The sequence below is a fragment of the Cytobacillus pseudoceanisediminis genome, assembly GCF_023516215.1.
Taxonomy (GTDB): Bacteria; Bacillota; Bacilli; order Bacillales; family Cytobacillaceae; genus Cytobacillus; species Cytobacillus pseudoceanisediminis.
In genome coordinates this window covers 1621140-1646304 of the sequence record NZ_CP097349.1, presented here as the reverse complement: position 1 = coordinate 1646304, position 25165 = coordinate 1621140, and the positions used below count along the sequence as shown (strand labels likewise).

At 40.4% G+C, this 25165-nt stretch carries 23 protein-coding genes and 5 pseudogenes; 9 read left to right on the top strand and 19 right to left on the bottom strand.

What is annotated here, in order from left to right; translation table 11 throughout:
* Window positions 1–110 precede the first annotated feature (110 nt).
* The 5 genes and pseudogenes from M5V91_RS08760 to M5V91_RS08740 all read right to left on the bottom strand — a co-directional run bounded on the left by M5V91_RS08760 (window position 111) and on the right by M5V91_RS08740 (window position 6776).
* The gene (locus M5V91_RS08760) at window positions 111–731 is read right to left on the bottom strand and encodes an HD domain-containing protein (protein WP_284522013.1); all 621 of its coding nucleotides are present in this window, start codon (window positions 729–731) and stop codon (window positions 111–113) included.
* Window positions 728–946, bottom strand: coding sequence for a hypothetical protein (locus M5V91_RS08755; RefSeq protein ID WP_284522012.1), 219 nt, complete (start codon window positions 944–946; stop codon window positions 728–730). Before M5V91_RS08755 ends, M5V91_RS08760 begins: the two co-directional genes overlap by 4 nt.
* Window positions 947–1123: 177 nt before the next feature.
* Window positions 1124–3201, bottom strand: a pseudogene (locus tag M5V91_RS08750) (transglycosylase domain-containing protein).
* 131 nt (window positions 3202–3332) lie between these two features.
* Window positions 3333–4307 (bottom strand): ring-cleaving dioxygenase, encoded by a 975-nt coding sequence (locus tag M5V91_RS08745; protein ID WP_019379884.1) that lies wholly within the window; start codon window positions 4305–4307, stop codon window positions 3333–3335.
* Window positions 4308–4538: 231 nt separating this feature from the next.
* Window positions 4539–6776, bottom strand: a complete 2238-nt coding sequence (locus M5V91_RS08740; RefSeq protein WP_251175496.1) for an AAA domain-containing protein — start codon at window positions 6774–6776, stop codon at window positions 4539–4541.
* Between the two features lie 179 nt (window positions 6777–6955).
* Between M5V91_RS08740 and M5V91_RS08735 the strand changes: the two genes are divergently transcribed.
* Window positions 6956–7129 carry a hypothetical protein gene (locus M5V91_RS08735; protein ID WP_019379882.1) on the top strand — a complete coding sequence of 58 codons (174 nt, stop codon included), beginning with the start codon at window positions 6956–6958 and terminating at the stop codon, window positions 7127–7129.
* Window positions 7130–7135: 6 nt separating this feature from the next.
* On the opposite strand, the gene M5V91_RS08730 is transcribed toward M5V91_RS08735, so the two are convergent.
* The 4 genes from M5V91_RS08730 to M5V91_RS08715 all read right to left on the bottom strand — a co-directional run bounded on the left by M5V91_RS08730 (window position 7136) and on the right by M5V91_RS08715 (window position 10737).
* Entirely contained in the window at window positions 7136–8398 is a 1263-nt protein-coding gene (locus M5V91_RS08730; RefSeq protein ID WP_019379881.1) for a glycoside hydrolase family 18 protein, read from the bottom strand.
* Between the two features lie 223 nt (window positions 8399–8621).
* On the bottom strand, window positions 8622–9308 hold the full coding sequence (locus M5V91_RS08725; protein WP_009334599.1) for a hypothetical protein: 687 nt from the start codon (window positions 9306–9308) through the stop codon (window positions 8622–8624).
* 152 nt (window positions 9309–9460) lie between these two features.
* Entirely contained in the window at window positions 9461–10039 is a 579-nt protein-coding gene (locus tag M5V91_RS08720; RefSeq protein ID WP_009334598.1) for a TerD family protein, read from the bottom strand.
* 116 nt (window positions 10040–10155) lie between these two features.
* A complete protein-coding gene (locus tag M5V91_RS08715; RefSeq protein ID WP_009334597.1) occupies window positions 10156–10737 on the bottom strand; it encodes a TerD family protein in 582 nt (193 codons plus the stop codon).
* A 244-nt stretch (window positions 10738–10981) separates the two neighbouring features.
* On the opposite strand from M5V91_RS08715, the gene M5V91_RS08710 reads away from it, so the two are divergent.
* Window positions 10982–11911, top strand: coding sequence for a 3'-5' exonuclease (locus M5V91_RS08710; RefSeq protein WP_251175495.1), 930 nt, complete (start codon window positions 10982–10984; stop codon window positions 11909–11911).
* Between the two features lie 150 nt (window positions 11912–12061).
* Complete coding sequence (locus tag M5V91_RS08705; RefSeq protein ID WP_251175494.1) at window positions 12062–12964, top strand: aldo/keto reductase; 903 nt, start codon at window positions 12062–12064, stop codon at window positions 12962–12964.
* A 50-nt stretch (window positions 12965–13014) separates the two neighbouring features.
* On the opposite strand, the gene M5V91_RS08700 is transcribed toward M5V91_RS08705, so the two are convergent.
* The gene (locus M5V91_RS08700; protein WP_019379879.1) at window positions 13015–13503 is read right to left on the bottom strand and encodes a hypothetical protein; all 489 of its coding nucleotides are present in this window, start codon (window positions 13501–13503) and stop codon (window positions 13015–13017) included.
* 292 nt (window positions 13504–13795) lie between these two features.
* Here M5V91_RS08700 and M5V91_RS08695 point away from each other — a divergent pair, with 292 nt between their 5' ends.
* Window positions 13796–14845 (top strand): coiled-coil domain-containing protein, encoded by a 1050-nt coding sequence (locus M5V91_RS08695; RefSeq protein WP_284522011.1) that lies wholly within the window; start codon window positions 13796–13798, stop codon window positions 14843–14845.
* 143 nt (window positions 14846–14988) lie between these two features.
* Here M5V91_RS08695 and M5V91_RS08690 read toward each other — a convergent pair.
* The 7 genes and pseudogenes from M5V91_RS08690 to M5V91_RS08675 all read right to left on the bottom strand — a co-directional run bounded on the left by M5V91_RS08690 (window position 14989) and on the right by M5V91_RS08675 (window position 20288).
* A pseudogene (locus M5V91_RS08690) lies at window positions 14989–16346 on the bottom strand (IS1182 family transposase).
* A gap of 126 nt (window positions 16347–16472) precedes the next feature.
* Window positions 16473–17423 carry a LysM peptidoglycan-binding and 3D domain-containing protein gene (locus tag M5V91_RS08685; RefSeq protein WP_009334592.1) on the bottom strand — a complete coding sequence of 317 codons (951 nt, stop codon included), beginning with the start codon at window positions 17421–17423 and terminating at the stop codon, window positions 16473–16475.
* Window positions 17424–17708: 285 nt separating this feature from the next.
* Window positions 17709–17971 (bottom strand): annotated as a pseudogene (locus tag M5V91_RS30930) (ATP-binding protein).
* Between the two features lie 101 nt (window positions 17972–18072).
* Window positions 18073–18348: a histidine kinase dimerization/phospho-acceptor domain-containing protein gene (locus M5V91_RS30925; RefSeq protein ID WP_439649964.1), complete on the bottom strand. Its 276-nt coding sequence runs from the start codon at window positions 18346–18348 to the stop codon at window positions 18073–18075.
* A gap of 29 nt (window positions 18349–18377) precedes the next feature.
* Window positions 18378–19153, bottom strand: a pseudogene (locus M5V91_RS30920) (PAS domain-containing protein); the annotation flags it as partial.
* A 435-nt stretch (window positions 19154–19588) separates the two neighbouring features.
* A pseudogene (locus M5V91_RS30915) lies at window positions 19589–19669 on the bottom strand (hypothetical protein); the annotation flags it as partial.
* Window positions 19670–20090: 421 nt separating this feature from the next.
* A complete protein-coding gene (locus M5V91_RS08675; protein ID WP_284522010.1) occupies window positions 20091–20288 on the bottom strand; it encodes a hypothetical protein in 198 nt (65 codons plus the stop codon).
* A 228-nt stretch (window positions 20289–20516) separates the two neighbouring features.
* On the opposite strand from M5V91_RS08675, the gene yhfH reads away from it, so the two are divergent.
* A complete protein-coding gene (yhfH, locus tag M5V91_RS08670) occupies window positions 20517–20651 on the top strand; it encodes a protein YhfH (protein WP_009334590.1) in 135 nt (44 codons plus the stop codon).
* A gap of 191 nt (window positions 20652–20842) precedes the next feature.
* Window positions 20843–22657, top strand: a complete 1815-nt coding sequence (gene pepF, locus M5V91_RS08665) for an oligoendopeptidase F (protein ID WP_251175645.1) — start codon at window positions 20843–20845, stop codon at window positions 22655–22657.
* Window positions 22658–22843: 186 nt separating this feature from the next.
* Here the strand turns inward: pepF and M5V91_RS08660 are convergent, their stop codons facing one another.
* Window positions 22844–24121, bottom strand: coding sequence for an erythromycin esterase family protein (locus tag M5V91_RS08660; protein WP_251175644.1), 1278 nt, complete (start codon window positions 24119–24121; stop codon window positions 22844–22846).
* A gap of 129 nt (window positions 24122–24250) precedes the next feature.
* Between M5V91_RS08660 and M5V91_RS08655 the strand changes: the two genes are divergently transcribed.
* Together M5V91_RS08655 and M5V91_RS08650 are read left to right on the top strand one after the other, a co-directional pair.
* Complete coding sequence (locus M5V91_RS08655; protein ID WP_019379871.1) at window positions 24251–24439, top strand: hypothetical protein; 189 nt, start codon at window positions 24251–24253, stop codon at window positions 24437–24439.
* A gap of 17 nt (window positions 24440–24456) precedes the next feature.
* Complete coding sequence (locus tag M5V91_RS08650) at window positions 24457–24699, top strand: transcriptional regulator SplA domain-containing protein (protein ID WP_009334586.1); 243 nt, start codon at window positions 24457–24459, stop codon at window positions 24697–24699.
* A gap of 56 nt (window positions 24700–24755) precedes the next feature.
* Here M5V91_RS08650 and M5V91_RS08645 read toward each other — a convergent pair whose 3' ends face one another.
* Complete coding sequence (locus M5V91_RS08645; RefSeq protein ID WP_019379870.1) at window positions 24756–24893, bottom strand: cold-inducible protein YdjO-related protein; 138 nt, start codon at window positions 24891–24893, stop codon at window positions 24756–24758.
* 133 nt (window positions 24894–25026) lie between these two features.
* On the opposite strand from M5V91_RS08645, the gene M5V91_RS08640 reads away from it, so the two are divergent.
* Complete coding sequence (locus tag M5V91_RS08640; RefSeq protein WP_019379869.1) at window positions 25027–25164, top strand: hypothetical protein; 138 nt, start codon at window positions 25027–25029, stop codon at window positions 25162–25164.
* Window position 25165 lies beyond the last annotated feature (1 nt).

Here is a 25165-nt window from a genome sequence, read left to right as displayed (position 1 = left end):
TTTGATTTCTTCCACATTAAATGACTGTTGTCTTCGAGTCCTTGCTCTCACTGCCGCAACACCATCCCTGGACATAATAATATTGATAATCGGATTATTTCTATCATAAATTATATTTCTTCATGAAATAGGCGCTTCCCTTCAAAAAATAACAGTTCATAAGTAACGGATTTCCTGGGGAAGCGCATAACATGACAGAAATTTAGGTTATTCTTCTTTTTCTTAAGGTAATCATCAATCTTATTATCGAGTATTTCGAGGCTTTTCATAGCCCGCCCAAAATCGAGTTCACGATAATGATGCGCTCCTCCGGGTTCTTCATCTTTTTCATCTGCCAATTTGACTATGGATTGCAGCGGAGTTCTTACAACCTCACCGCCAGGCAGAAATGAATCCGTGTGAAAAAGGATGGCTAAGGCTATTTCTTTAGCTTTAATCGGGTTTTCTCCAAGCCTGATTAGGAGTTTGTGTGCCCGCTCAGCACCTTTAATGGCATGAATGTCATTCAGCCGGTAAAGGTCGTAATCCCACTTTCCATTTTTGTACCAGGTATAATGGCCAATGTCATGCATGAAACCTGCTTTAGCCGCAGAATCAACGTCTTCTCCGGATTCTTGTGCGAGCTGGAAAGCATGATAGGCAACTGCAATAGCATGAGCGATGCCGGAGCGTGTAATATATTTCTGTGCGATCCGATGCTGATATATGTCGGTTAGTTTTACATCTCTCATGTAATCCCCCTCCAATCAGGATTAAAATTTCTTATTGAGCTTTTTTGCTTATTCATTACTTCATATGATTTTTCAATAATATCTGTTAAAACGTCGCCTTTATAAATCCTGCCGAGTTTCGTGTTTTCCTGATAATAATCAACAATTTCATCGAGCATATTTGAAGTCTCTCTTGTTATGCGGACGTTAAGCTGAATACGGGTTTCTCCACTCATTTGAATCCTCCTAGCCATTAATATCTGAAAGCTAGCAACGCGCTAGCATATGCTGTCGTTTTGTTAGTGTGTGCTATAAATATTTAGATTACACTGTTTTCCTGAATTATTCCAGTATAAAGTTTACTTGAGGCACAAAAAGAGAGAATGGCTATTTTGGCCATTCTCTCTTTTCTTTTAATTGCTGAATTGATCCCATTTGTCTTTCAGGTATCTGCCGAATTCCTCAAGTTCCTGCTTGCCTTCGCTCAATTTTTCCTTCCAAATGGGAAGATCCTCCCTCAATTTGCCTTCAAATTTTTCGGCCTGTTCTTTAATGGTTTGTCCAATTTCCTCTGTTAATTCCTTTTTTTCCAGCTTTTCATTTATCGATTTAGTAGTAAATTCCTCTTCCTGCATATATGGCAGGCTTGATTCCATAATCGCTCTAAATACAGGTACTGCTGTTTCAGAGCTGCTTTTTGACAGATAATGTTCCCTGTCAGTCTGGTCATACCCCAGCCAAACGGCGCCAACCAAATTCGGCGTATAGCCAACAAACCACTGATCTTTCGTTCCGTTAATGTCTTTATATGGGAGCTGGGTTGATCCCGTTTTTCCGGCAATTTGAACTCCTTCTATCTTTGTTGCGCTTCCTGTACCCGTTTCAACCACATTTAACAGCATGGAAGTCATTTGATTCGATACTGTTTTTGTCGTAACCTTAACTGTTTCTTTGTCGCGTTCGGCAATGATGCTGCCTGTTGGGCCTACTATTTTCGTAATTAAATGGGCATCCTGCCGCTTTCCGCCATTTGGAAATGCAGCATATGCTTCTGCCATCTTTAAGGGTGAGACGCCTTTTCTCATCCCGCCTAAGGCAATCCCTAAATATTCATCTTCTTTTTCAAGCGGTATGCCGAACCTGTCAAGTGCATCCAGACCTTTATCAAGTCCAATTTCATTAAGGAGCCAAACCGCTGGGACATTGATAGAGTCTTCCACAGCTTTATACATGGACACTTTGCCCGCGTATTGTCCGGATGCATTAGCTGGTGTGTAATCTCCATATGTCACTTTTTCATCTTTAAGCATGGATGTTGGTGAGTAGCCTTCTTCAAGTGCTGGTGTGTAGACAGCTAGTGGCTTAAGTGTTGATCCAGGCTGGGCCTTGATGTGTGTGGCCCTGTTGAATCCTCTGAATACATGTTCACCTCTGCCTCCGACAAGCCCTCTGACACCCCCTGAAGCAGGATCAAGAAGGACAGCTCCACTCTGGACGATCTCTCCGTTCATTCCTGGAGGGAAGATTGAGTCCTTTTCATAAACATTTTCCAGGCTTGATTGCAGATTTTGATCCATTTCCGTATATATTTTGTATCCTCTAGTAAAGATTTCTTCCTGGGTTAATCCGTACTTATTTATAGCTTCATCCAGTACGGCATCAACATAGTAGGGGTATTTTCTTTCTTGCTTGCTTCGTGTCCCTTCCTTTAATTGGATCTTTTCATTTACAGCGTCCTTATACTCTTCGGCTGAAATCATCTTGTGCTCTTTCATCTTTCCAAGTACAACATTTCTTCTTTTCATTGCCCGTTCGTAATGATTGTAAGGATCGAGCGCAGAAGGCGATTGGAGCAGCCCTGCAAGCAGTGCGCTTTCGCTTATGCTCAGTTCCTTTGGGGTTTTGCTGAAATATTTATTGGATGCTTGTTCGATTCCCCATGAACCGCTTCCGAAGTATACCTGATTTAAATACATTTGCAGGATTTCATCTTTTTTATAATTTTTTCGATTTCTACGGCCAGAAACAGCTCTTCAGCTTTTCGCTTATACGTCTGTTCAGGGGAAAGCAAAGCATTTTTGGCCAGCTGCTGAGTAATCGTACTTCCCCCGCCCGTTATGCCACCAGCAAATAAATTGCCAAAAAAGGCTCTGGCAATTCCTTTAATATCAAATCCGTTATGCTTATAAAAGCGTTCATCTTCAATCGCAATTACGGCATTGCCTACATGATCCGGCAATTCTTCAATATTTGCACCCTCTGCCCTATTCTCGGCAAGTCCTGCAGCAGCATCGCCATCTTTATCGTAAATAACAGTTGACTGCCTTAAACCTTCTTTTAAGGTCTCCACGTTTGCTGTAGCTGCCAGAAATGCAAAAAATAGAATGGTTAAAAGTATTATTGTTAGTGTTAAAAGAAGCAGGATTTGTGTCAGGTGTTTTTTTCGCCAAAACCCAGCAAAAGCTTCTTTGAAACGCTGAAATTTTTCCATGATGACTCCTTCTCTATTCTTTAAGTTCCATTATTATATCCCCTTATTATATATTAAACGAACAAACTCCATAAAAAGTTTCAACTTCAAAAGGAAGGGACGAACACTTTTGTTCATCCCTAAACACTATTCTATTCACTTTTCGTGTCCAGTGGTGTAATCTTTGCCTCGATTTCCTCCCGGCTGTCTTCAATATATGGGGGTAGTGCCAGCTTTTCTCCCAATTGCTCGAAAGGTTCATCTGCTTCGAATCCAGGTCCGTCTGTTGCCAGTTCAAAAAGAATACCGTTTGGTTCCCGGAAATATAAAGATTTGAAATAATACCTCTCCACAAAACCGGAGCTTGCAATCCGTAATTCTTTCAGTTTTCGTACCCAGTTTCTTAATTCATCTTCATTTTCCACCCGAAAAGCAACATGGTGGACACTTCCGCGGCCTGGACGCTGCTTGGGCAAGTCATGGCTTTCTTTAATATGAATTTCTGCCCCGTTTCCTCCTTCACCGGTTTCAAATACAACTACAGTATCTTCATCCAAAGAATATTCTCCTATTCTCCGATATTCCATTACTTCTGTAAGCAGATTTGCGGTGGGTCCGAGTTCAGAGACGGTGAGCATTACGGGTCCAAGCCCGATTATACCGTGGTTTGGAGGAACAGCAGCTCGATCCCATGGCTTCCCGCCTTTTACTCCTTTATTATTTTGATCGGAAATCAGGGCCAAACGCTGCCCTTCGAAATCTTCAAAGAACAGCATCTTCTTTCCGTTTGCTTCTCTTATTTCTCCATGTAAAACTTCTTGTTCTGATAGTCTCTTTTTCCAATAAAGAAGCGATTCATCAGATGGCACACGCAGAAATGTACAAGTTATACTGTCAGTCCCCCTGTAAGTGCGGCCAGCATTTTTGATTTCAAAAAACGTTAAGTCAGTGCCAGGGTTACCCCTTTCATCCGCATAAAATAAATGATACATCGTGGTATCATCCTGGTTTACTGTCTTCTTAACAAGCCGCATTCCAAGGATTCTGGTGAAAAATTCATAGTTCTTCTGAGCATTGGCTGTTATGGCAGAGACATGATGCTGGCCTTTTAATGGTTTCATATTCATATGATCACAACCCTAATCAATGTATTTTAGGTATATTTTGATTGAACAATGAAAGGAATGCAACGGAAGAGCACAAAAAACTCTTGTTTCTTTTATAGAATAATGCTATATTAGTAAAGCGATGAGCTAATTGCATAAGACGACTGACAAGCCTAACTGGCAATGCACTATGTGGAGTGCAGTCGGGTCGCCGCAATACGTATAAAAAGACGCCTCTCTGGGGCGTCTTTTTTATTTTAATTGAGATGTAAGATACGAGCATACAGCTGTTGATTGAAGCCTTGCAGCTACATATGGGGGCCGTGCGCTATTATGGCTCTCTGCCGGCATGCCCAGCCACAAAATATGTCCGTCAATTATGACGCAGGGAAATGGAATGCCGTTTGGCAATATTTCATCAGGAGCAGCGGAAGGGATAGAATGCTCGGCAAGCATGGTAAGCTTCGTTTGCGGAGGCCTCCCTGAAAGTGCCTGACCCCACTCATTCCCCAGTTCCTTGCCATCAGGCAGGGAAATAATAATCTCCTTTTTAGCTTTAGAAATATCCTCAAACACTTTTTCCAGCTTTCTTGCATGCACCCATTGGAGGCGTGGATGCTGATTTTTGATCCATCTGCCAATCTGATCAGGATGAATGGCCTGTCCATTGTGCAGCTGGTGGTCTGCCAGCTTCCGCCACGTTTTGTTTTTAAATACGTTGTTGTGTATAAATTCCAAATCGCAAATATGAATAAATTTCCCCTTGGTTCTAGTTATGGCAACATTCAATAATCTTTCGCTTTCTTTCCCGATTAATAGCATTCCAGCTCTCTCATGGGTCGGAGCATCTACAGAGTCAAAAATCATGACATCCCGTTCACTTCCCTGAAAACGGTGAACTGTTGCAGCGATAATATCAGCTGCAGACCTTTCCTGCTCGTATAGCTCACCCAGAAGCTGTTCCATTAATAATGCCTGTGCCCGATACGGGGTGACATAACCTATGGACCTGCTTCCTCCTGTATAAGCTTCATGTATTAACTGAAATCCCAGCAAAAGATCCCATAAATTGATTCTTGAATTCGAACTGCCATCTTTCATGCCATATTCACCTGATCCGGCTGTATTGAGCAGGATCGAGGCTTTGGCGGGAAAAGGCGTGCAGGCAGCGATATCAGCTCTTGCAGCCAAAACATCCGGATGGTCACCAACAAGAGAATGATAGATATGTTTATTCGAAAATGCTGAAATGTCCGGGTGCATACGGCGCTGCTCTTTTAATAGAAAAAGGTGCGGATGCAAGTGTCCATCCTTAACTGCGTCTGACACGCCAGAGTGATGAAAGATATCCTCCCTTAGCCATTTTTCGGACAATTTATGTCTTGATGCAGCAATAGGAGGAAGCTGTTTGAAATCCCCGCAAATGATGACTCTTTTGCCAAGTGAAGCTGCAAAGGCAGCCTGTGGAACATAAGCCATGCTGGCTTCATCGATGATGACTAAATCAAAATTTTTCTCGTAAATTGACGGATCACTTGCGGCTTTTGCCAGTGTTGTTCCAATAATAGAAGCATTTTTTACAAACTCTATTTCTTTTTGCCTGATCTTTTCAAGTACTCCAGATAGCTTCTTTTCTATTTCAATAAGATGGTCGGAATCTCTCTTGCTGAAGGATCGGGATAAATCCTGTTTAAGCAGGCGGCGTTCCTCAAATAGAGCAGCTTTTTGCTCCGAGAGATTTGTATGCTGCTTATTTAAAAGATATTCGGCTGTTAATGAATGATGATCGAATAGTGCTGGACCGACTTGTGACCCGTAACGAAGCAGATCTCCATCAGGAATTTTTCGTTTGCATGATGCAAAGGATGAAATTTCTGCCATTAGGACATCTATTGCCTGATTTGAGTGGGCCAGAATGAGAACACTTTGTCCTTTAAAGTATTTGTTAGCGGCCACACGTGCCAGTGTATAGGTTTTTCCTGTGCCTGGCGGTCCCCAGACATAAGTGGCTGGATTGTACTTAGAACGCAAAATCAATTCATGGGCACCAGTCTTTACCTTATCGGCAGGGTGCTTTGGTGGCATGGAAGGATTCATCAATTTTTTTATCCTATTTCTTTTTCTTTTACTGTCTTTTATGTCCTCTAAGCGCTGAAAAAGCTGATCCAATAGCTCCCAGGGATCATGAAGCAAATATGCTTCCGATAGCTCGATTCCAATATCCTCTTCTAATGCCACTATGACATTATTTCCTTCCGCAGATAGGACTCTTCCTTCCACTCTCTTTCTTCCCCATTCGATTTTTATGGACGATCCAGTTGGAATTTTAATGGCAGAAAGTGTATCAAAAAAATAGGTATATGCATCTGATTTTGAAAGCTGCCGTCCATTTATTATTAAGTAGCGGGAACTCCCATATTTTTTTAAATGTAAGATCTCAGCCTGGATGGCTTTTTGCCACTCTCTTATAAAGCCAAGTGTTGATGTCATTTTGTATCTTCCTTTGTTCACTATGGTATTCAATTAGACTAATATATCATTTACTTGGCGATATGCAAAAAAAATAATGGAACCTGAATGATTCCATTAACATCAATAGGGTTAATTCCACAAAAGTATGAGATAATGTGTTAATAACACTTTATATGTGTAAAGAAAGAGGGATCAGTGTGAAGCGCAGAAATAAGTTTGAGCATAATGATATTGTTATTCTGATTGACACGGGAGAGAAAGTTACGATCAACAAAACCTGTTATGTGGCGAAAATGAAGAAATACACATATACGATTAAAGAAAAACCAAAAATGTTTTATTTTGAAGAAGAAATGAAGGAGCTTCTTTAAAAAGGGCTATAGAATAGTAAAATTTTTATCCGCAAATGCCCAGTTCTGAGGAAATCGCAAGCTTAATTGCCAGTATGTCATCCCTAAAAGATTATACTGGTCAATTAATTTATATTTTTCAGTAATGCTGCGGATATCTTCAAACCAGACTACATGTTCTTCTTCTCCGTTCCAATATCGGAACCATGGGGATGCTGCATAAGCATCGAATTGAATAACTGCTCCTCTGCTTAGTGCTAAATTCTGAATGGCTTGCATGGAAAATGAGCGGGTTAGATTATCCGCAGTTCTCCAGTCATATCCATATAACGGCAAAGCTATTTGCAGTTTTTTCGGGTCAATCTGGGTGATCGAATATTGAATGACTTCTTCAACCCACCATAGTGGAGCGACGGGATTAGGAGGACCAGTGGGATAACCATAGTCCATGGTCATGACTGCAACAATATCGGCGCCCTCCCCAATTGCTTTATAATCATATGCCCCTATTATCCGGTTTGCCGGGAGATCTTCTGTCTTAGCATGTACATTGACATGAAGCACTTTTGGACCTAAGGCATTTTTTAATTCTCTAATGAATGAATTGAAATCCTGGCGCCTTGGCGGCGGGATAAATTCAAAATCCAGGCTGATGCCTCCATAACCTTTTTGAGTGACAAAATTCATCAGGCTTAAGATTAAGTTCCTCCTATTTGCCGGACTTTCAAGCACCCCGCCAATCAGTTCTGCATTAAATTCACCTTGTGCAAGATTTCTGATCATCAGCAGCGGAATGACATCCAGCCGGCGGCTTTCTGCCAATATGGCTGAATCGTCAAGTTCAATATATGCGTAACCTTCCCTTGTTAAAGAATAGGCAGAAATGGCGATGTAGGTTAAGTTCTTTGCTGTTTCCCTGAAAGCGGGTAAAAAAGTATCAGGAGAATACGGGACTATGAACCCTAATGTTTTCATGACTAATCTGCTTGGTGATGGAATATTTAACTTCTGCCCGATATATAGACCCTCCGGCCTTATTTCCGGGTTTGCTGACAGGATAAGATTAATTGTAGTTTGAAAACGCTGGGAAATGCTCCATAATGTATCTCCCGGCTTTACCAGATAAGACCTGATAACTGGTCCGCTTTCAGGAATGTACAGCGCTAAACCAGGGATGATACCAGGTCCGTTCTCAAGGCCATTAGCCGTTCTTATATCCAGGGTAGGAACATTATACTTTTGAGAAATGGCCCAAAGGCTATCGCCTGCCTGAACGATATGAATCCCCATGATGCACCTCTTTTCACCTGCTTTTAATCAGTTTATGGGGGAGTCAAGCCTGATTAGTACCAACAGAGAAATACAGTCAATTGTAAAATTTTAAAAGATTTTTATTAGGGGAGTGATTCGGTGCTGGCTGAAGGGTGAACGAGTTTTTTCTTTTTCTGCTGATGACAAAAACAAGTGGCTTCAAGAATTCTTGATAGCCACTTGTTCATTTCGGTATGAATAATTACTGATAATCAGCCTCATGCCCGCTCAGGGAATCCATGTGGCTGGCGATCATGGCAATGATTGTGCTTGCCTCTTCTTTGCTGAAGATAAAGTGATCTTCATCTTTGATCATTTCTTCGTCATCTGTCCAAATGCGGTTAACCCTGCGAAGGACTCCATCACCGGTTTCCTGGACCACTCCAAACTGATAGGATACCTCCACTTCGTCTTCCTTGAAAAAGGCAGTTACTTCAGGAGTTTCCCACTCTACATCTACTTCTTCAAAGATATCATCTTCGCCATCAAGGTCATATTCGTCGTCAATGTCGAAATCTTCCTCTTCTGAAACATATATTTCTTCATCATCTTCAAATGCAAAATGATCTTCATCCTCGCCATTCATATAATCGTGAAGGCTTTCGTGGACTGTATCGATTATGTCTTCAATATCAAAAAGCATGGTTTTAGAAGTATGTCCCAGCTCAAAATCAAAGTCTTCTACATAGAATTCTTCATTATGCGGATCAAAGAATAGAGTGCAAAAATACTCTCTGTCATTATCACTGGTTTCAATAAAAAACTCCATTCTGGGATGCTTGGCACCCCGGTCAATCGACATATGGCCAATCTGATCATATTTACTGCAAATCGATTCAAGATGGTCCTGCAACTCACCGCTTACCCTGTCAAACCATTCAAGTGACATACTGCATCCCTTCCTCTCAAGGTTTTTCTCACACCTATTTTGCCCATTCGCAATTTTTTAAGTATGGGATTAATAACCATCAGCATTGGCTGAGGGTTCTCACTTGACAAACAAAATAGGCACCCAAACCATTTGGGTGCCATGAAGGAAAATTAAACCTGCAGTCCATAGTTGCGGCAAAGAGCTGCCAAGCCGCCTGAGAAGCCGCTGCCAATGGCATTGAACTTCCAGTCATTCCCGTGGCGGTATAATTCACAGAAAACGACTGCTGTTTCAATTGAAAAATCTTCTCCTAGATCAAAACGCAGCAGCTCCTGATTATTGGATTCATCCACTAATCTTACGAATGCATTGGAAACCTGGCCGAAATTTTGCTGCCTTAATTCTGCATCATGAATAGTTACAGTTATGCCAATACGATGAACATGTGAAGGTATTTTGGTAAAGTCGACAACAAGCTGCTCATCGTCTCCGTCTCCTTCACCTGTACGATTGTCTCCTGTATGTATAACTGCTCCGCTTGGATGCTGCAGATTATTATAGAAAATAAAATCATGGTCATTTACACATTTACTGGTTTCATCTGCAAGAAATGCAGATGCGTCAAGGTCAAAATCATGACCGCCGCTATATTTGTTCGTGTCCCAGCCCAGCCCGATAATGGCTCTAGTCAGGCCAGGATTTGTTTTAGTCAGATCAATTCTTTGACCTTTTGATAATTGTATACCCAAGATCATCACTCCTTCATAACACAGGTCCTTTTTTTAGGCAGGTCATCAATATGAGGGGAATACACCCTAAAGAGAAAGCCAGGGAAAAGCTGCTGCTCTGCCTGGAATAATGGAAGTTAACCTACCTGCAAACCGAAGTCTGTCGCAATACGGGCAAGTCCTCCCTGATAGCCTGAACCCACGGCAGAAAATTTCCATTCGCCATTATGACGGTATAATTCTCCTACAACAATGGCAGTTTCAATGGAGAAATCTTCTCCTAAATCATAACGGATTAATTCTTCATTTGTTTCTTCATTAATGATTCTTACAAATGCATTTGAGACCTGACCAAAGTTTTGACCGCGGCCTTCCCCATCATGGATCGTAATGACAAAAGAAATCTTCTCAATGGAGGCAGGAACAGCACTAAGGTTAACTTTAACCTGCTCGTCATCGCCATCGCCCTCACCTGTTCTGTTATCACCTGTATGCAGGACTGAGCCATCGCCGCCTTCAAGCTGGTTGTAGAAAATAAAATCTTTATCAGATGCACACTTGCCATTTGCATCTAATAAAAACACACTGGCATCGAGGTCGAAATCCAAGCCACCATCATATTTATTCGTATCCCAGCCGAGTCCTACTATTACTTTAGACAACCCGGGGTTAGTTTTTGTTAAATCAATTTTTTGCCCTTTCGATAAAGAAATACCCATCCTTCATCCATCCTTTCAAGTTCAATAATTTTTAGAGAAATCGCTATCATATTTGCGACTGAAAACTATGTACCCTTTAAGTGTAAACGTTTCAAAAGAAATCGTAAACCGATTTGCCATTGCACTGGGAAAAAGTTTCATTCCTGCCAAATATCTTGATGGATAATTCTGTTCCTTCCTTTTTTGCCCGTCATTCTTTATAATATCTTGTTGGATAGCTGGATATTATAAAGGGGGAAGGCGTATGGCCGAGCTAAAACAGCTGATATTCTTTGATTTTGAAATGCTATGCAGCAAAAATGGTATGCTTTTTGAAGATATGGAAGCCATTCGCCTTGGTGCTGTAAAAGTTGAACTTGAAACAGGTAAGGTAACTGGATTTGACAGGTTCATTCGTCCGCAGCAGGACTCGCCGCTTAGCCCATTCTGCAAAGAATTGACGGGGATATCCGATTCTGATTTAAAAACAGCAGATGACTTTTCTGAGGTGTTTAAAGATTTTCTCTTTTGGGTCGGCGGAGTTAAAAAAGCAAGATTCTATTCCTGGTCGACCAGTGACATCTTAAGATTAAAAGCCGATGCTTTCAGGCATAATCTTCCCCAAGCTACGATTGATAAGATTACCAAAAGATATGTCGATTTTCAGGCTATTTTCACAAAAAGAGCTTCCCGGACTGCAGCTTCAGTGGAAAAAGCATTGTCTTTCTATGACCTTTCTTTTATTGGAGAACCCCATCATCCCATGTATGACGCCTATAATACTTTACGGATATATCAGTCATTTGAAGAACAGAATGTAAAGACCGATTTCATTATGCTGCAGCAGTTTATATTTCAGGAAGCTGAACTTCCTCCTATTGAAAGGCTCAGCCAGGAACTTAAGAATATTTTCCAAAAAGACTTGATAGAATTCTATTCCCATTTAAATGATGCTTTTCGTATGAAAGATGCTTGGAAATTGATAAAGAAAACTAAAAAGCTTGTTGAAAAATATGAGAATATCCTTCTCAGCCGGTCAGGCGTTTTTGATAAAGAATTGATTTCCAATGTTGAGGAATTAACCACTTTTTATCACGAACTTCAAACAGCTTATAGAGAGCATTGTTCATACCCATCAAAAATTATGATTCTGCATGAACAAATGGTTGAACCGCTGCAGAAAATATGCGGATAAAAATGAGGTGACAAAACAGTTGCCTCTTATTTTTATGCCTCTAATTTATGATGATCCAGCACCCTTTGCAATGCCGAAGAACGTTTAACTTGGTATTCTTTGCATTTTCAGAGATAATAACAGTGCGAAAAAAATTGGGAGATGATACTTTTGGATAGAGTGCAGATGGCAGAGGATCTGTCGTTTTCAAGAATCGTACATGGTCTATGGAGACTGGATGAATGGAAATTATCAGATGAAGAATTAATCACCTTAATAGAAAAGTGTTTGGAGCTGGGAATAACGACATTTGATCATGCCGATATATATGGCAGCTATACATGTGAAAGCCTGTTTGGAAGGGCTCTTGAGAAAAAGCCGGAGCTCCGCAAAAAAATGGAGATTGTAACGAAATGCGGGATTGTACTCCAGTCACCAAATCGCCCTGAGCATAAATCCCATCATTACAATACAGGAAAAAAACATATTATTGCTTCGGTTGAGAAATCTTTGCAAAATCTGAGAACAGATTACATAGATACCCTGCTCATTCATCGTCCTGATCCTTTTATGGATCCGGAAGAAGTTGCTGAGGCATTTTCAGTTTTAAAGGCTGCTGGTAAGGTAAAGCATTTTGGGGTATCCAATTTTAAACGCCATCAGTTTACGATGCTTCAGTCATATCTTGATATGGATCTGATTACAAATCAAATTGAACTTTCTGCCTATCATCTGGAGAACTATGAGGATGGCACATTAAATCTGTGCATGGAAAAAAGAATCGCACCGATGGCCTGGTCCCCTTTGGCTGGCGGGAAAATTTTCAGCGGTACTGAAGAAAAACCGGAACGCCTTAAAGCGGCATTACATAAAGTCGCAGAGGAAATCGGGGCAAGTGATATTGATGAAGTTTTATTTGCTTGGCTCTTAAATCATCCTGCCCGAATCATGCCAATTGTCGGGTCCGGCAAGATTGAAAGAATTGAACGTGCAGCCGGTTCATTGTCTTACAAACTTAACAGGGATCAGTGGTTTGAGATTTTTCAAAGTTCAATGGGGCATGATGTGCCTTAATATATACAAACAGCCCTATTCAAAATCGAATAGGGCTGTTTGCTGGGCATTTATTGGAAAACGCTGTTAAAAGCTGGAGCAGATAGTTCCACTTCTTCAAAAACTTTAGTCATTGAATTGATATATTCCTCTTTAAATGGCTCTGCTTCCGACATATCCTGGGATCCTGCTTTTACCAGCTCAGCTTTTTTAGCATAGTATTGAGAAAGGCTATCAACCGCCGCCTCAATATCCTTAGTGTAGTCTGTTAATTCTTCTGGTACAGACACGGCTTTCGCTTCCTTTTCAAAAGCTGCAGCTGCTTCAGCTGGATCCTGACCTTCAGCGGTCAAGTTTGCATCTGTGTTTCGAATTACCTTTGTCACTTCTCCCTGATAGCTTAAAAGAGCTGAGCGCACTTCTTTGCCTTCATCAGCGGCCTCAGTCGTCTCAGCTGTGGCCTCTTCCTTTTCATCCCCTTTAGAAGCCTCTTCGTTTGAGCATGCTCCAAGCATTAATGTCAGTGCAGCTGCTGAAATCAAGAAAGATAATTTCTTCATGTGATGGTCCTCTCTTTCTTTTTGTTTTAGAGGTAGTTTTGGTTGACTCCCTATGTATTCAGATCCATGACATCGCCTGCCAATTTACTGACAATTAATAATTTACCTATTTTTTCAATTTTTTGCAACACTTTTTAGTACGATTTGCGAAATTTCGTGGAATCGGGACCCTCATGCTCACTATGCTTATCAGCATCAAATTTGAATTGTTCAGGTTTTATAGGATAGTGCCCATCCCTCTCAAAAGGGCTGGCATAGGCTATTATAAAAGTTAAAACTGAGGAGTGTTCCTATGGCCAAACAATCAAATGCGGATGGAAACCCTAAGCTTTATCTAAGCCATTCTGACACTGTTTCCAATCAGGGTACTTATCGGCTGAACTTTCTCCAGGAAGTACTGAAAGAACAGCAAACTGTTAATACCCGTATATCCGAAACATATGAAAATATGAAAAATCAGCTCGATGATTCCTTTTCTGACTTGAGTAAACTTGTAAAAAAAGCAGCTGGAAAACAAAATTATCATATTGAGCATTTGACAGCTAAGCTTGAAAAGCAGGATGCTTTTTTAATAAGTTTTATGGAAATGATGAACAAGTGCGAAAAGGAAAATGATACTTTGAATAAAAGGCTGGCTGCACTGGAGGAACTAAATAAAGCAATAATGGAAACTCTTGAAAATGAAGAGCAGGTAAATCAGAAGATACTAGAACAAGTATCATTCCAGGAAGCGGCAACTCAGGCACTTTCCCGGAAGTTTGATAAATTTGACGCTTTTACTGAGGAAGCTGTTTCAAATTTTAAAGCTCAGGAAGAACTGAAAGAAGAATTAAGCAAAAAGCTTGATGTTCAGGAAGTATTTCATAATACAGTAATGGAACGTTTAGAACAGCAGTTCTCTGCATTTTCGGAGGAAAAAGCTGAGAATTATGGAATACAGGAGCAAATAAAAGAAGAAATAAATAAAAACTTTGGTTTACAGGAAGTTTATCATAATAAGGTTATAGAACGTCTAGAGCAGCAGTTTGCAGCATTTTCAGAGGAAGCTGAGAAAAAGTTAAATACACAGGAGCAAATGAAAGAAGAATTAAACAAGAAGCTTGGTGTACAGGAACAGGCCAGCAAGTCGATAATGGAACGCTTAAACCGGCAGGAAGCAATCCAGGAAGCAATCACAGAAAAAATCAGCAGGCAATTAGACAATCTTAAATCGGTTGTTTACGAGCGGGCCTCTCACCTTTCTGAACGATTTGAAAAAAGCTTTAAACAGCTGGCAAAACCAGTCCATAGTTTCTTTGTAAATCAGGAGGAAAAAGCAAGAGGAAGTAATGATAAAGAGTAAAGAAAAGAAGGCACCCAAAAAGGTGCCTTCTTCAGTTTGTAGACAAAAAGAGTTCGGAATAGTCTCATTCCGAACTCTTTTTTTGATTTTTTGTAGGACTTCAAGTAGTTACAGAGAATTGCAGACCTCTCCGAGGTTATCATTTAGGCCATTTCTGGACCTTGCCAAGTCCAGTTGGCCATTTTCTTCAAATTCATGGCAGCGAAAGTAAGCATCGCCTGCATCGACATTTTTTTAAGTCCCCTGAGGGTTGTCCAACGCATGCCATGCTTTTCTTTTGCATCTGCGAATACTCGTTCAATTGTTTCTTTGCGTTTTTCATAGATCGGTTTGACGTCTTGATGGTGGCGAAGATGATCTGCTTCTTCCACATGTTCCTCCCACACATGACGTTGAATCAGTTTTTGATGTGCTTGACTCTGTGTGCATTGAGACAAGAAAGGGCATCCAGCACAAATTCGAGGATCTGATTTATATTGACGATAGCCTTCCTTTGTAGTTGTAGTATATTTTAATATCTCACCAGTTGGGCAAATGTAACAGTCAAAATGCTCATCATAAACATACTCATGTTTTCTGAAGAAACCCTCTTTTGTGCGAGGTCGTGTGTAAGGTAAAGCAGGTGTGATGTCGTTTTTCAATAAGTAGCTCGTGATAGCAGGTGTTTTATAGGCTGCGTCTGCCGCAACAGCTTTTGGTTTACTAACTTTCTCAATGACTTGTTCTACCAATGGCTCTAAAATATGACTATCATGCGTGTTACCAGGGGTTACAATTGCGCCTAACACGAAGCCGTTGCGGTCTGCAGCCGCATGGAAAGAATAAGCGAACTGTTTTGTACGCTCATCTTTTACATAGTAGCCACTCTCTGGATCTGTTGTACTTTCCTTGATTTCTTTGTATTCTTCTTTATCAAACTTATCAGGTGGAAACGGCTTTTTCCATGATCCTCGCGGTCTTGGTTAATCTCCTCTTGAAGGCGTTCTTGATAAGCACGGGTTTCTTTTCGAACAACTTTCTTTTCAAATTTGCGTTTATTTGCACTCGCTTTTACATGAGTAGAATCTACAAAAACGTGTTCAGCACTAATTAAATTCTTTTCAGCTGCGGTTTTTAAGATTCGGTAAAATATTTGTTCAAAGAGATCGGTGTCTTTAAATCGGCGCTCATAATTTTTACCGAAAGTTGAGAAGTGAGGAACTTTATCGTGAAAGCCATATCCTAAAAACCATCGATAAGCCATATTCGTTTTCAATTCTTCAATTGTTTGACGCATGGAGCGAATACCGAAGGTATATTGAATAAATGTGAGTTTAATTAATATTACAGGGTCAATACTTGGGCGGCCTTTTTCTGAATACTTATCTTTTACCAAGTCATAGATGAATGAGAAATTAATCGCCGCTTCAATTTTGCGGACCAAATGGTCCGCCGGTACAAGTTCGTCTAAAGCAACCATTTCAATTTGATCCCGTTGAATTGGATTATGTTTTGAAAGCATTTAAATCACCTCAAGCATTGTATTACTTCTATTTTAAAATAAAAAAGACTGCAGACAAGCACGATTTTCATCGAGTTTGTCGACAGTCTGAAGAAGGCACCCAAAAAGGTGCCTTCTTTTCTAGTATTAATCTAGAATTGTAACTTTAACTGTTTTTCTGCCGAAATTGATTGCGTCTTCCTGAGATGGCATGAAGATATCGATCTTGTTGCCTTTAATGGCTCCGCCAGTATCACCTGCTACAGCATTACCATAACCTTCAACATGGACTTTAGTTCCCAGTGGTATCACATTAGGATCCACAGAGATTACTTTTTGATCCGGATTCTCTTTTAAATTGATTCCTGTAGCAGTAATTCCTGAGCAGCCTTCACAATCGGCTGTGTAGGCTGTTGCTTCCATATTCAGCACATTTTGAGCTGTTTCATTATTTGCAGTTTCAGCGGGTGCTTCTGCTTCAGCTTCGGCAGCAGGCTTGGATTCCGCTTCAGCCTTGGCCGGCTCTGTTGCAGGCTTAGCTTCCGCAGCAGGTTTCGCAGGCTCTGGTTCTGGATTTGACTTTGCTTGTGGCTTTGCTTCTGGCGCCGGCTGTGCAGCTTTTTCAGCTGGCTGTGTTTCTTTTGCTACAGTCTGTTCAGACTTTTGCACAGGAGCTGAAACCGTTTTTGCAGGTTTAGCTGATGTTGATGGAGCCTCAGCAACTGCAGCGTTAACAGCTTTAGCATTCGGGTAAAGGATTAATTCATTGTCAGGCAGAATTAAATCAGAGCTTAAGTTGTTCCATTCTTTGATTGCCTCTGCTGTGACGTTATGTTCTCTTGCTATATCCCAAAGAGTATCGCCTTTTGATACTATGTATTTCTTTTCCGGATATACATTAAGTACATCTTCTGGATGGATGATATGAGAAGACAACCCATTCCATTCTTTTATCATATCAACTGGTGTATTATATGTTTGGGAAAAATCCCAAAGAGTATCGCCTTTTTTGACTGTCACTTCTTCTGCTTGTACATTAGCACCTGCTGTTCCGGTGATTGCCGCAGCAGCTACAAAAGATAAAATTGATTTTTTCATGTTGTTAAAACCTCCCGTATAGCTCGTTTTTAGCTAACGGGATTAATAATAACATGGAATCTTTACTAAAAAAGAACAAACAGATAATAATCCCGTTACGCACATAACAGAACGATAACAAACATATTTCAGAGAAAAGGGCACTATAAAGCCAAATTCATGTTTTTCCTTGATATCATGGGAATCTCTCCAATGTTATGATATTTTTCCTATATATTGGAAAATCAATTATTAAACAGGACAGGAATTATTTTCTAACAAAAAAGCCAATCCTTTTGGGATTGGCTATGCAGATTTCGCAGGCAGAACAATATTGAATGTTGTACCTTTATTTAATTCACTCTCGATAAATACTTTTCCGTTATGGCTTTCGATAATTTTAAAGCTGACCATCAGGCCTAAGCCGTTCCCATTTTTGGTTGTAAAAAAGGTTCTCCGATATTTTTCAGTTTTTCCTGCGGGATTCCTACTCCTGTATCCTTTATTGCAATTTGAACCTGGTTATTTATGATACCAGCTCTAACGGTGATGTTCCCTCCATCAGGCATCGCTTCAATTCCATTTTTGATAAAATTAAGCAAGACTTGTTTTAGCCGATTTTCGTCACATTCAATTTGAATGATATCCTGTTGATATTCGAAACCAATTTTCACGTTTCTATTTCGGGCTTCAAATTCCAAAAAGAAACGACATTTTTTATAATGGGTATGATATCTCTTTCTTCCAGTTCTGCGGCTTTCGGCTTAGCGAGAACCATAAAATCTTCTACTATATTATTTACCCGGTCAATTTCATCCAAAATGATGCTTAAGTATTCCTGCCGCTCTTCATGTGTCTCTTCCAGCTTCAGGAATTCTGTATATCCTTTCATGGTTGTGAGCGGATTGCGGATTTCATGTGCAACCCCTGCAGCAAGCTGGCCCACTGCTGCCAGTTTATCCTGTTGATGCAATACTTCTTCAGTTTTTTCCTCTCAGTTATATCGTTTCTTATTGATAAGTATTGATAAGGTTTTCCGTTTGCATTCAGGAACGGCACAATCGTAGTATGAACCCAGTAATAAGATCCGTCTTTTGCTTTATTGCGTATTTCTCCTTTCCAGACTTCTCCCTGGCCAATTGTTTTCCATAAGTTCTTAAAGAATTCTTTTGAATGAAGTCCTGAATTTAAGATGGAATGATTCTGTCCTATCAGTTCTTCCCTGCTGTACTGGGAGATTTCACAAAACTTCTCATTTACATTGGTTATTGTTCCTTTTTCATCTGTAAAGGCAATAATAGAAGACTGATCAAGCGCAAATTTAATATCGTTTACATCTTTCAGGGAACTTTTAAGGCTGGCTGCAGCAGATTTCAATGCCGATATATCTGTCCGGATGGAAACATACTGATAGGGTTTATTCTTTTTATTGAGAAAAGGGACAATTGTAGTATCAACCCAATAAAAGCTTCCGTCTTTCGCTTTATTGCGTATTTCCCCTTTCCATATTTCCCCTGATCCAATTGTTTTCCATAGATCTTGAAAAATTCCGGCGGATGAAAACCCGAATTTAAGATATTGTGATTTTTGCCAAGCAGTTCATGTTCTTCATATTTAGATATCTCAACAAATTTATCATTCACATAAGTGATAACGCCCTTTGGATCTGTAATAGCCACTATAGATGATTCATCAAGAGCAGCCTGAATATCATGTAAATGGGTGTCGCTTGCTTCCAGCCTCTTGCTGATTAAAGTGCTTGAAGCAATAAGCCCGCTCAGGATAAGAATCCCTGCAAAAAATACAAGATAAATCAGAGAAGTCTCCGGAGAGCCTCCCCTGCTAATTTCCCCATTTGAATAGAATGATGACGATCGGATCAGCAGAAAATAACCCTCCACAATGGCTCCGGTGAATATGAGTGCACTTAAGGGCTTGATCCAGATAGGTCTGGAGTACGAAAGACTTTTCGAATAAAAGAGCATCCATAGTGAAAATAAAAAAGAAACAAAAATGATCAGTGCTGAAATGAGGAATATGCTGGGGGAAAACTGCACATTCATCCCCACAGCAAACATACCTGTTACATGGATAGATAGGACTGCCATAGTTAAAAAGAAGCTTCCCGCAAATAGATTGCCTGTTTTCAGCTGCCTGTCGATTACTCTATTAAAGGCCATACCGGTAAATGAAATGCCAAAAATCATGGACAATAAGGTAAGCGGAATATTATAACTTCCTGAAGCGTTTATGTTGATGGCGATCATGCCAATAAAGTTCATAATCCATATCCCGATTCCAAGGGAAAAAGTTCCGCCTAAGAACAAAAACTTCTGGTTTCTCTCAGATGATTTAATCAATGTAAATAAATCTAATGCTGTATAGGAAGCCATAATGGTCAGTATAACCGCTACAAATATTAATATTGGATTAAAAGATTCAATTATCTCAGTCATCGCAGGCTGTTAGCCTCCTCATTATTACTGTATTAAATATGATTGTAATGCAATCATTACAGCCTTGGAAGAGGCCCGGCGAAATAAAGTCAGAAGTTCATTAGTACAGATAGACCTTTTGCTGTATGGCTAGAAATTATTAGATGACTTTACCTCATGCTTCGGACTCTCCCCAATGGATATCCACTTTTCCTGTCCGAAAGATGACCAACTACGGACTTGCTCATCCGGATTACCCCTTCTTCTGTCCGAATGGGTGGCGACTTCGGACTTGTACCTCCAGCCTTCCGCTTCTTCTGTCCGAATGGTTACTAACTTCGGACTCATACTTCCGAATTTCCGTTTTTCCTGTCCGAATAGGGACCGACTTCGGACTCGTACCTCCGATTTTCGCTTTTCCTGTCCGAATGGTTACTGACTTCGGACTCATACCTCCGGATTACCCCTTCTTCTGTCTGAATGATGATCAACTTCGGACTCGTCATTCATATCCCCTCTGTCCAAATCGATCCAAAATCTTAATTTGCACCAATAAATATAATAGATAAAATTTTTAAAAAATTTAATCAAACCACTTCACATTTAATTTTGTTTGGTATATACTGTACTACAACAGATGAAAACACGATTAACTGTATTATAAAAAGGAGGAAATTTCATGATTAAAAGTCCAGTTGAATTTTTTAGAACTCTTCCCAAAAAGGTATGTCCGGAGTGCGGCCAAACAGTCAAGGAACAGGCCGAATCTTATCTGATGGAATGTGATCGCTGTCTTTCAAAAAAAATGGAATAGCACAATCAGCGGAAGGCTTCAGGCCCTCCGCTTTTTTATTTACTGCTATATGGCCACTAACAAGAAAACTCAGGATGTTATAGTACAGTGAAACTTAAAATGTTTGAAAAGTCTATAAATTTACAAGGCCATCCTGTATAATTGTTCCATAAACTCTATATTTAGAGAATCGAAATAGGAGGGATCGCTAAATGGTTCAAACAGCAGTAACCAGATTAAAGCGTGTTGAAGTACCGGAAGATCGTACATGGAAAGTGGAGGATTTATTTGCTTTAGAGGAAGATTGGCATAAAGAAGTGAGAAGTATAGATGAAGACCTTGCTGTTTTTGAGCAGTACAAGGGAAAGCTCCATGAAGGCCCGCAAATATTACTGGGCTGCCTTTCCGCTCAGGAAAAGCTCTCCATCCGTTTGGTTCAAGCTGGAACGTATGCTAGCTTGCGCCAGTCGGAGGATGGAACAAATCCGCGCAATCAGGCAAATTCATCCATACTTGCATCTTTAAAAGCAAAAGCAGCCTCTGCTCTTTCGTTTATTGACTCTGAATTAATGTCCTTACCTGAAGGCACGATTGAAAAATACATAGACGATGAAAGCGGCCTTGAACCTTTCAGAAAACAGCTGACAGATCTTCTTAAATCGAAGACGCACAGGCTTTCTCCAGAGACGGAAGAAGCCCTGGCAGCATTGGGGGAAGTATTTGGAGCTCCGTATAATATGTATCAGGCTGCAAAACTTGCTGACATGCCATTTTCCTTTTTTAAAGACAGTAAAGGAAACGATTTGCCAAACTCTTTTGCTCTTTACGAAGATCGTTATGAGTTTTCGTCAGATACTGCCATCAGAAGGAATGCCTATGTCTCATTTACAGATTCACTGGAAAACTATAAGAATACATTTGCCTCTGCCTATTCTGCCGAGGTGAAAAAACAGGTAACACTTGCTAAGCTGAGGAAGTACAGTTCAGCCACACAAATGCTCCTGGATTCCCAGCATGTTACAGAGGAAATGTACAACAATCAGCTGAATATTATCCAAAAAGAGCTTGCCCCCCATATGCGCAGATATGCTCAGTTAAAGAGAAAAGTTCTGGGATTGGATAAGATGCTTTTTTGTGACCTGAAGGCTCCTCTTGATCCGGAGTTCAATCCTGAAACAACATTTGAAGAAGCATCAAAAGTCATATTAGAGGCTCTCAAAGTAATGGGACCTGAGTATACGGATATAATGAAGAAAGGCTTGACTGAACGCTGGGTTGATTTGGCTGACAATGTAGGGAAATCTACAGGTGCATTTTGTTCAAGTCCATATGGATCGCATCCATTCATCCTGATTACATGGACAGACACGATGCGCGGTGCTTTTGTTCTCGCTCATGAGCTTGGGCATGCGGGTCATTTCTATTTGGCCAATAAATATCAGCGTATAATGAATACCCGCCCATCAACCTACTTTGTAGAAGCTCCCTCAACACTTAACGAATTGCTGCTTGGACAGCATTTAATGGCAGGCACTGAGGATATGAGAATGAAGCGCTGGGTAATTCTTCAGCTGCTGGGAACTTATTATCACAACTTTGTCACACACCTTCTCGAGGGAGAATATCAGCGAAGAATATATAATCTTGCTGATCAAGGGATTCCGTTAACGGCAAAAACACTTTCAGATCAAAAGATGGAAACACTTGCTGAATTCTGGGGTGATACGGTTGAACTGGATGATAAGGCGGCTTTAACCTGGATGAGACAGCCTCATTATTATATGGGACTCTATCCATATACTTATTCAGCTGGTTTGACTGCTTCCACAGCTATGGCACAGAGCATTCAAGAGGAAGGCCAGCCTGCCATTGAACGCTGGCTTGATGTTTTAAAAGCTGGCGGAACGAAAAAGCCGCTCGATCTCCTTAAGAGCGCAGGCATTGATATGTCCAAGCCAGATCCAATCCGCAAAGCCGTAAGCTATGTGGGGACCTTAGTGGATGAATTGGAAAACAGCTACATGTAGCAATAAGCCCCTCCGATATTCCGGAGGGGTTTTCAGGTTAAATATACATACTCCATTAGAGGCTTTTTTTGATCTCTGGCTATATAGAAATAATCGGTTTATATGAGGATCAGTAACCTCTAAGCACATCCTCGAATTCATGGAGGGTAAATATGAGATAGTGGGTCTTTTTGTTTGTAATTGCAATTATAATATTGTTACTGGTATATTAATTGGCTTTAAGGCACGGGTTTTCTCTATATAAATGAAACCGTCATATCTGAGTGAGACTTTCGTAGGCACATAATTCCCGTATTGTTCATATTCAGGGTTATATACGACTCCAATGGCTCGATGACCGATAGATTCATTAAATAATTCCCTGTTATCATCGGTGAACAACAAAATTTTATCTCCAGGGCCAGCCTTGCGAAGCGTATCCTCCCAGCTTCCTGTCTGTGCTGGAGGTACTTCCATAACTTGTAGCTCATTCCCCCATTGTTCCGCTGCGATAACAGTGCCTGAGTGTGTACCAAACCCGAGTGCGAAAACCTGATCTTCCCCATATTTCTCGCGAAGGATTTGCCCAACGTTAACAAGTCCCTCTTCTTTCATATCTGTTGCTCTTGCATCTCCGATATGAGTATTGTGTTCCCATACGATGACCTTGGCATCTTCTCCATAATATTTGGAGATCTCCTCTATGGCACTTACCATGTGATGATCCCTAATATTCCAGTCATCAGGCCCGCCTTTTACCATTGCTCGATAATAGTTTTCTGCATTTACAGCAACAAGGCTATTTAGCATAAGGTTCAGTGATTCTTCTTCGTAGCTCCTGGTATGCCCCCACTTGTTTTTTATTTTAAGTAAAAGTTCGGCTACTTCTTTTTCACAGCCTTCCCCATAAAATGCCGCAGAAACTGCATAATTTTCAGGTGTCCGATGAAAAGGCTCAAAGCAGGCAAATGCTTTTTTAGCAGCTTCCAGTTCTGCAGCTTCCTTTGTCTCCAGAAGTTTTATTATTTCATCCATCGATTCCCATAAGCTATATATATCGATGCCATAGAAACCAGCCTTTAGGCCATGTTTATCAATCAGCTGATTGTGATTATTAAGCCAGGTTATTAGATCTTTAATTTCCTCATTTGCCCACATCCATGTCGGCCACCTGTTAAAATTTTTGAGTGCATCAAGGGGATTCAGATGCACATAACCCTTAACATACCTGTTGATGGTAAAGCAGGAAGGCCAGTCTCCTTCAACAGAGATACAGTTGAACCCTTTTTGTTCAATCAGTCTTTTGGATATTTCTGCTCTTACTGTATAAAATTCTGATGTTCCATGAGAAGCTTCCCCCAATAAAACAAATTTCGCTTCCCCGGCTGCTTGAATAATCCGGTCAAGCCCGGATGAATCGGTGAAAGAGAATGCTTCTTTTTGAATAGCTGTTATCAAGTCCTTATTTTCTTTTATTTTTATCACCTCATTTAAGACCTATATAGTTACTTTGCCCATTTGAATTAGGATTAATATGGTTGAATATAAGACCTATGCGGAGAGAAAACTTTAAAGAAAGGTGCTCGAATATCTATAACAAAAGGAGTTTTAATAATGAAAGATAACGATGAAAAATACCTGACATATGCACCAAAAGAAGAGATGGTAACCATTGAAACGGGTGGCAGTTTTCCAAATTTAAAACATGCAGCTGGGGATTCAGTTGATGAACATGAACAGCAGGAAACGGCAAATGCTATTATAGGTGCGAAAGAAATTGGACAGCAAAACGAAAACCTGTAATAAAAGGAGTGAATGGAATGGAGACAATCGATCCTAAAAAGGTTAAATCTGGTGATGAGGTTTTTGTTATTTATCATAACCCTCATACTCCAAGTGTTGCAAATGTCAGGCCGGCAGAAATTGTACCGCATCCTAAAGACCCTAATGCAGTGGCCCTCTTCCTTAATGAATCCTTCCATTTAATAGAAGAAGATGATGCGTTGTTTTCGTCTGAACATGATGCAGAACAGGCCTTTCATGAATTGTATGGAGACTTTTAGATCATTAAATAAGAAAGACTGTTATCAGGTGACAACAGTCTTTCTAAAATTAATTATCACAAAATTTGCGGCAATTCCCGCATCTCGGCAGTTGTTTCATCACCGCATAATGGGCATTTTAAATCTGAAGAGGCAAAATCTTTTCTCATCCAGCCATTGCAGCTATTGCAGGAATACACCTCTGTATCCAGCATTACAACTTCCGGCTTGTCATCTTGGCCTTTTTTATTGAAAAAAATAGGAAACGCCCCCTTTTTTCTTAGTATGGACAAGAAAGGTAAAAATTATTGAAAATGTTTTAAACAATTTTGAATAGGAGGTGATTCAATGGACCGCCGAGAGAAAAAGAGAAACCTTACTATAGCAGGAACTGATATTGATGAAGTAAAAAGGCTGAACAGTCAATCAGGGCTTTCATATAACGAAGCAAAAAAACTGCTTGCAGAAATTTACTTTAAGAAATGAG

Coding starts and splice junctions, on each gene's coding strand:
- M5V91_RS08685 (WP_009334592.1), bottom strand. CDS start 17,423: ATGAAAAAATCAATTTTATCTTTTGTAGCTGCTGCGGCAATCACCGGA.
- M5V91_RS08725 (WP_009334599.1), bottom strand. CDS start 9,308: ATGTCACTTGAATGGTTTGACAGGGTAAGCGGTGAGTTGCAGGACCAT.
- pepF (WP_251175645.1), top strand. CDS start 20,843: ATGGTTCAAACAGCAGTAACCAGATTAAAGCGTGTTGAAGTACCGGAA.
- M5V91_RS08710 (WP_251175495.1), top strand. CDS start 10,982: ATGGCCGAGCTAAAACAGCTGATATTCTTTGATTTTGAAATGCTATGC.
- M5V91_RS08755 (WP_284522012.1), bottom strand. CDS start 946: ATGAGTGGAGAAACCCGTATTCAGCTTAACGTCCGCATAACAAGAGAG.
- M5V91_RS08700 (WP_019379879.1), bottom strand. CDS start 13,503: ATGAAGAAATTATCTTTCTTGATTTCAGCAGCTGCACTGACATTAATG.
- M5V91_RS08695 (WP_284522011.1), top strand. CDS start 13,796: ATGGCCAAACAATCAAATGCGGATGGAAACCCTAAGCTTTATCTAAGC.
- M5V91_RS08745 (WP_019379884.1), bottom strand. CDS start 4,307: ATGAATATGAAACCATTAAAAGGCCAGCATCATGTCTCTGCCATAACA.
- yhfH (WP_009334590.1), top strand. CDS start 20,517: ATGATTAAAAGTCCAGTTGAATTTTTTAGAACTCTTCCCAAAAAGGTA.
- M5V91_RS08730 (WP_019379881.1), bottom strand. CDS start 8,398: ATGGGGATTCATATCGTTCAGGCAGGCGATAGCCTTTGGGCCATTTCT.
- M5V91_RS08675 (WP_284522010.1), bottom strand. CDS start 20,288: ATGAGTCCGAAGTCAGTAACCATTCGGACAGGAAAAGCGAAAATCGGA.
- M5V91_RS08655 (WP_019379871.1), top strand. CDS start 24,251: ATGAAAGATAACGATGAAAAATACCTGACATATGCACCAAAAGAAGAG.
- M5V91_RS08715 (WP_009334597.1), bottom strand. CDS start 10,737: ATGGGTATTTCTTTATCGAAAGGGCAAAAAATTGATTTAACAAAAACT.
- M5V91_RS08740 (WP_251175496.1), bottom strand. CDS start 6,776: ATGACATCAACACTTGGCTTTATAAGAGAGTGGCAAAAAGCCATCCAG.
- M5V91_RS08640 (WP_019379869.1), top strand. CDS start 25,027: ATGGACCGCCGAGAGAAAAAGAGAAACCTTACTATAGCAGGAACTGAT.
- M5V91_RS08650 (WP_009334586.1), top strand. CDS start 24,457: ATGGAGACAATCGATCCTAAAAAGGTTAAATCTGGTGATGAGGTTTTT.
- M5V91_RS08645 (WP_019379870.1), bottom strand. CDS start 24,893: ATGCTGGATACAGAGGTGTATTCCTGCAATAGCTGCAATGGCTGGATG.
- M5V91_RS08760 (WP_284522013.1), bottom strand. CDS start 731: ATGAGAGATGTAAAACTAACCGACATATATCAGCATCGGATCGCACAG.